The organism is Neisseria sp. P0021.S007 (genome assembly GCF_051956855.1).
Genome location: NZ_JBQCXA010000097.1, coordinates 1 through 1233 on the forward strand (window position 1 = coordinate 1; position 1233 = coordinate 1233).

Consider the following 1233-nt stretch of genomic DNA (forward strand, 5'->3'; position numbering starts at 1 on the left):
TCTCCAGATTACGCTCTTGTGTCGGCGTGAGTTCGTGGTTAAACACGACCAGCCCGACATCATGCTGCTTGACCACTGCCGCCAATTCTTCCGCCTTACCCGTACCGACAAACAAAGCCGGATGCGGTTTGTCGCGGCGTGAAGTTTCGATAGAAACCAAATCGCCTCCGGCCGCGCTCACCAATTCTGCCGCTTCGGTCAAGGCCGTCTGAAAGCCGCGCTCGCGCGTTTCATTTGCGCCAGAATAGTCCGCCGTCAGCATTACGCCGACCAAGAGGACGCGTTCGGGCTGCTCCAAAGATTTATCGACGGAAAACAGATTGCGCTTGCTCAAAAAATTTCCTTTCAGACGGCCTTATGGCTGGGTCAAAGTGCTAATTAACGGTTTTTCAAAATATCGGCAAAATATTCGGTCACTTCTGCCAAACGTCCGCCTTGCGCGGCATAAGGCTGCATTACGGCCACCAGCTGCTCCAACACTTCGCGCGTTTCGGTTTGCGCGTGTTCGCGGTAGAGCCACATATTTTGCATGGTCACCGTGGTCAATGCCTCGCGTACATTAAGCAAGAGCAAGTGGCGGCAAGATTCATAGCCTTGGCGCAAATCGCCGGCGGCATAGGCGGTAACCGACAATTCATAGTCGATGTCCAACTGATAAACATTGCTTTGGACAAAAAGAATATCGTCTTTCGGGAACGGAATGCGCTTCGCCATCAAGCCGATCGCATGGGAAATGCGGTATTTTCCTTCCTGGCGCAGCATGGTTTGCGCAAGGTAGAGACACTCGGCACGGCGCGGGTTGTAATCGTAGCCTGCCAACCAAGTCGCCAAAGCTTCATCGCGTTTGCCCATTAATTTGTAGCACTCGCCCAGCTGTTGGTAAGAAACCGTCACTTCCTCGATCCAACCGCCCAACTCGATGCGTTTTTTAAACCATTCGCTCGCACGCTCGGGCATATCAGAATCCCAATAAGAACGTGCCGCATAAAAGGCGTAACGCGGTTTCAGGTCTTCATCTTCAGGGCTGTAAAACGCTTTTTCCAAAGAAACCGCATCAAGCAGGTATTTATTCGCCATATTGCTGCGTGCGCCGAAACGGCCGCGGAGAACCGTATAGTCGCCATGAAGCGTGGCTTCGCTGGTATCTTGGTTGTCGGTCTCGATAAACTCATGCAACACGCCGCGCCAGGAGAATGTTCCGTCATTGCGCAACAACAGCGGACGGTAATAAAC

1 protein-coding gene and 1 pseudogene are annotated in these 1233 nt (G+C 52.6%); both read right to left on the minus strand.

Translation table 11 applies throughout. The annotated features are described in order from the left end of the window. Positions 1-334 (minus strand): annotated as a pseudogene (locus tag ACTHUR_RS11405) (GTPase HflX); the annotation flags it as partial. Between the two features lie 44 nt (positions 335-378). After that, positions 379-1233 (minus strand): glycosyltransferase (locus ACTHUR_RS11410; RefSeq protein WP_440398645.1); only part of this gene is annotated, 855 nt, incomplete at its 5' end.